The 4474-nt window shown below is 59.1% G+C and carries 5 protein-coding genes; 1 reads left to right on the top strand and 4 read right to left on the bottom strand.

All coding sequences use genetic code 11. The features are described from left to right. Positions 1 to 208, bottom strand: a 208-nt coding sequence (locus E4K64_RS39095; RefSeq protein WP_135163638.1) for a transposase, incomplete at its 3' end; no start/stop codon positions are given. A 630-nt stretch (positions 209 to 838) separates the two neighbouring features. Here E4K64_RS39095 and E4K64_RS39090 point away from each other — a divergent pair. Then, positions 839 to 1042 carry a hypothetical protein gene (locus tag E4K64_RS39090; RefSeq protein ID WP_126262230.1) on the top strand — a complete coding sequence of 68 codons (204 nt, stop codon included), beginning with the start codon at positions 839 to 841 and terminating at the stop codon, positions 1040 to 1042. Positions 1043 to 1285: 243 nt separating this feature from the next. Here E4K64_RS39090 and panC read toward each other — a convergent pair whose 3' ends face one another. The 3 genes from panC to E4K64_RS39065 form a co-directional block, all read right to left on the bottom strand. Further along, the gene (gene panC / locus E4K64_RS39085) at positions 1286 to 2125 is read right to left on the bottom strand and encodes a pantoate--beta-alanine ligase (RefSeq protein ID WP_126262231.1); all 840 of its coding nucleotides are present in this window, start codon (positions 2123 to 2125) and stop codon (positions 1286 to 1288) included. 13 nt (positions 2126 to 2138) lie between these two features. Then, a complete protein-coding gene (gene panB / locus E4K64_RS39080) occupies positions 2139 to 3011 on the bottom strand; it encodes a 3-methyl-2-oxobutanoate hydroxymethyltransferase (RefSeq protein WP_164719168.1) in 873 nt (290 codons plus the stop codon). Positions 3012 to 4240: 1229 nt separating this feature from the next. Then, positions 4241 to 4474, bottom strand: a 234-nt coding sequence (locus E4K64_RS39065; protein ID WP_135161597.1) for an integrase core domain-containing protein, incomplete at its 5' end; no start/stop codon positions are given.

Genomic DNA, 4474 nt, shown 5'->3' with positions numbered 1-4474 from the left:
CGGTGGGTTCGGCGATCCGACTCCCGCCGCCCGGACCGAAAACATCGGCAGCGCTGCCTTCGAGCTGGGCCTTCCACGATGTGATCTGATTGGGGTGAACGTCGAACTGCTCCGCCAGTTGCGCCAGCGTGCGGTCACCCTTGACGGCGGCAAGTGCCACCTTCGCCTTGAAAGCCGGAGTGTGGTTCCGCCGTGCTCGTCTGCTCATCGTCTCTCCTGATTCGCGGGTCAATCTTGCCCGCCGTCAGGCAGAAACTCCACTTATCGCGCTGTTCAGATTTGCGGGACCAGCTCAGAGGTCGGTTCGCGATCGTGCAGCAATCTCATGGTCATGGGCGTGTGGCTATTGATTAATCGCACGTAGTGGCAGCACACGATTTTGAGCGAGCCTCCTTGGCAATGCCCGTTTGCAGTCGCATTGGTGTAGCCGAAGTACTCCAGCACGAGCACGCGAACGTTGTGTGACAATTCATCGGGGGCGTCGCCGTAATGCAGGATTTGATCGCGAGAGCGCGGCTCCTTGCACTATTTGATATTGCGATTTTGTTACAGTTCCGCCCAGAGCGATCGCACGCAGCCGAAGGGCGGCACATTCCACGGCCACATTTTGAGCCATTACTGCAACTGAGCATGAGCCAGCGAGATGGCGTCGCCGAAAGTGCGGTCGCATCAGCGATCTGGGCGCGAGCCCTTTGCAGGGGAGTGAGCTAGCAAACCAGCCCGCCGCGGGCTACAAGTGAAAACTTCGATCTGACGGCGAGGCGCCTCGTTCAGCGAAGAGAAGCGACTGGGCTGTTCAGACTTTCTGCTGAGTTTGTCGAATCGGAAAGGGAGCTACATGAATCATCTTGGCAGCAGCCAACGTCGCACAACATCTGTGATGACGGCCGAACAGTGCGAGCTGGAGCGCTGCAGGCAGGAGATTGCGCGCCTCAAACAGCTGGTTGTACGACTTTCTGAAATTGCTTTGCGCCACGTCGTAGAAAGCGCGCAAAGCGGTCAGAATGGCCCCGAACGTCTGGTTGAGCCGCCGAAGTCATAGTACGAAAAGCGACCCCGCGCTTGGCTGCTCTCGGCAGTGTGAGCGGCCCCGTCACGCTCCACTTGTCAGCGGCAGAGCCAATCAACCGACATCAGGTGCTCGAGCGTGGGGCAGTCGTTCAGGACGCAAAGGAGCAGTTTCGGATCGTGTTCGAGAGCTCTATTCAGGATGTTGAGGATTTCAGGGCCAGCTGATCGGGTTCGACTGCTTCTGAGCGCAGTCGCTTGCGGATCTGGCTACGGGCTAGCTCAGGACTACATTGTCGATCAACCGAGTCGAGCCGACGTACGCTGCGACACAGAGCACCGCCGGATAGCGCAGCGGGCTCTCGGCAATCCTGAGGGTCCCAGCGTCGACAAGCTCAAGGTACTGTAATCGATCGACCAATTCCAAATGCTTTGTTGCAAGCGCAATCAGCGTTGCCGCGTCGCGCTCCCCTGAGGCAAACTCTTGCGCTGCGGCGAACAAGCCACGGCTGATCGCAAGGCTCCGACCGCGCTCTTCCGGGCTGAGATAACGGTTGCGACTGCTCATTGCCAGCCCGTCCGGCTCCCGCACGGTTTTCACGGTGACAATCTCGACCGGAAGATTCAGATCAACCGTCATGCGGCGTATCACAGCGCATTGCTGAAAATCCTTCTGTCCAAAGTACGCGACGTCCGGCTGCACCATGTTCAATAGCTTGCAGACGACAGTCGCAACACCACGAAAATGTCCCGGCCTGAAACCTCCGCAGAGCGGTTTTGCGAGTTCGCCCGGCTCGACTAAGGTCTCGAACTGAGCCGGATAGATCTCCTCTGCACCTGGCGCGAAGATGATGGAGACGCCGGCATTACGGCACAAGGCTTCATCGCGCGCGAAGTCGCGAGGGTACCTGCCGAGATCCTCATTTGGGCCGAACTGAGTGGGGTTGACGAAGATGCTAACGACAGTGACGTCGCAGTGTCCACGGCTAGCCGAGATCAGGGACAGGTGGCCATCGTGCAGGTATCCCATCGTCGGAACGAACCCAATGCGCTTACCGGCGTTGCGGACGTCTGCAAGGGCCCGACGCAGCTCAGCGAGCTTCGTAATTACTTGCATTTCTTACCTTGCTTCAGGTTGAATTGGAGGGCACCCAATTGGCGATGGCATCGCGAAGCTGATCAGGAAGCCGATAGCACTCCTCTGAGCCCGGGAATGCACCTTTGCGAATATCGGCAGCCCAGCGCGATAGCGCCTCCTGGAACAGCTGGAATCCATTTGTATAGGCACGAACGAATTTGGGGCGGTGGCCTTCGGTTAGCCCCAAAACATCATGGAACACGAGCACTTGGCCCGAGCAATCGGGTCCTGCTCCGATCCCGATGGTGGGTATCGTGAGAAATTGGGCCGCTCGCGCCGCGAGCTCGGCAGGGATTCCCTCCAGGACCAAAGCGAAACAGCCGGCTTCCTGCAGACGGTGCGCGTCATCGAGCAGCCGCAAGGCGGTATCCGTTGTCCTTCCCTGCACCCTGAATCCACCCATGACGTTGACGCTCTGCGGGGTCAGACCGAGATGTCCCATCACAGGAATTTCGCAATCGACCAAGGCGCGTACCATCTCGACGCGTTTGGCACCACCCTCGAGTTTCACAGCATCGGCGCCACGCTGCAGAAAACCTCCTGCATTGCGAATGGTATCCTCAGAACCGACATGAAAGCTCAGAAAGGGCATGTCGGCCACAAGCAGGGCATGAGGCCTCGTGCGCGCAACAGCCTCCAGGTGATGATTCATCATGGCCACGCTGACGGGCAGCGTGTTGTCGAATCCCAGACAGACGTTTCCAACGCTATCGCCGACCAGGATGATATCGACAATGGGATCCGCGATGCGCGCCGCAACCGCATCGTAGGCGGTGGTCATCACGACACGACGTCCTTCATCCTTCCACTGCTGCAGTGCCGGAATCGTGACACGTTCTAGAGGCTGCTCTGAACTGTGGCTCATATTGAATCCGCTCCCCACACACCGTCGGCGCTTCCTAGAGAAGGCGGGAGAAGCCTGTCAATGGCATTGAGGATGGAGATCCCAGTTCTCTAAAACTGGAGAACAGCGCAAAAACAGTCCAATGGTCGCGCAACCATGAGCCAAGACCTTCCTCATCGCGATTTCACCACCCGATGGCTCGTCTTCCCCTACAGTTTCAGCGACTATGCCGGCCGGAGCCGCGATCGAGGAGCGGCGCTCGCGACGAGCCACCATCTGCACGCGTTTCTGGGCTGATTGCAGTCTCTCCAAACGGTGACGGCTCGACCGGACCGAGCTGGAGATGCGCGCAGTGGGGACTCCGTCTTGGGGGCCCACCTCCGTGCCTGCCCCTAGGGGTACTCGTGAGGCTCCTGCTTCGGCGCTAGCGCGCCGAGCAAAGCGAACGGATGGCAGGCCAGGAACGTCCAAAGCTGACAGGCCGCTGTGAACGCAGCGAGAGCCGCGGTCGAGTAGACGTCGTCGCGAAGGCGCTCAGACCGAGCCAGCCTGCCGGCCCTGTAGGCCCTGAAGTCGATTATTTGTGCCGATGCTTCTGTCACTTGATTTCCACGCGCTCTAGGGCCACTCGAATTCGCAACAAGTCTGACCGGGGCGGTACCGGCACAGCTCGGCCGAGTCCTAAGCCGCTCGCAACCATCGAAGCCATTTCTGATCGGCCTCCCGTCGCGCCTTGAAGCGATTGACGCATTTCTTGGAGCAAAGGGCCGTTCGCCACCAGTAATGGCGGATCAGCCCAAACTTTCCACCGCATATCGCGCAGCATGCGGCTGAATCGTCGAGGGAATTCCGGAAGCAAACGTGCATTTCTCGCCTCCTGTCAAACATCTACTTGGGAAGCCCCGCTGCCCCTCACGGCAGCACCTCGCACGCACCAACGGTGCGGCCGCCCGGCGGTCCGTCTCCCTGGTCTCACAGCCATCAAAGAGCCTTGACTCTGATGTGCGGCTACTCGCGAAGCAGTACTTTCCGCAGAATGCTTCGCCGAGAATTTCCTCAAGATAGTGGATTTCTCTATCGTGATTGAGACAATTCGTCCGGCATTTCAGCTAAATGCTGCGCTTTCATAGCTAGTCCGCAGGATTACTGCGCGAGTTGAATCAGGAGCGATTAAAGCAAGTGCTTAAAGTGAGCTGGCCCCGGTTGTCTGAACAGAATATCCGCGTCGATAAGTGGAGCCTCTGCCGGGGTTAGGCTGCCGTGCGGAGCGGCAGCGGGGTGAAGTAGGCTTGATCCGGTGTGCTGCCGTCAAGGCTCGAATGTGGACGGCGGCAATTGTAGAAGTCCAGATAGCGGCCAATCGAGGCGCGAGCGTCGCTGACGCTGTCGTAGGCCCGCAGATACACCTCCTCGTATTTGACGCTGCGCCACAGCCGCTCAACGAACACGTTGTCCCGCCAGGCGCCCCGGCCGTCCATACTGAT

This window comes from Bradyrhizobium frederickii, from assembly GCF_004570865.1.
Classification (GTDB): domain Bacteria; phylum Pseudomonadota; class Alphaproteobacteria; order Rhizobiales; family Xanthobacteraceae; genus Bradyrhizobium; species Bradyrhizobium frederickii.
This window is presented reverse-complemented; position numbering and strand designations above follow the sequence as displayed.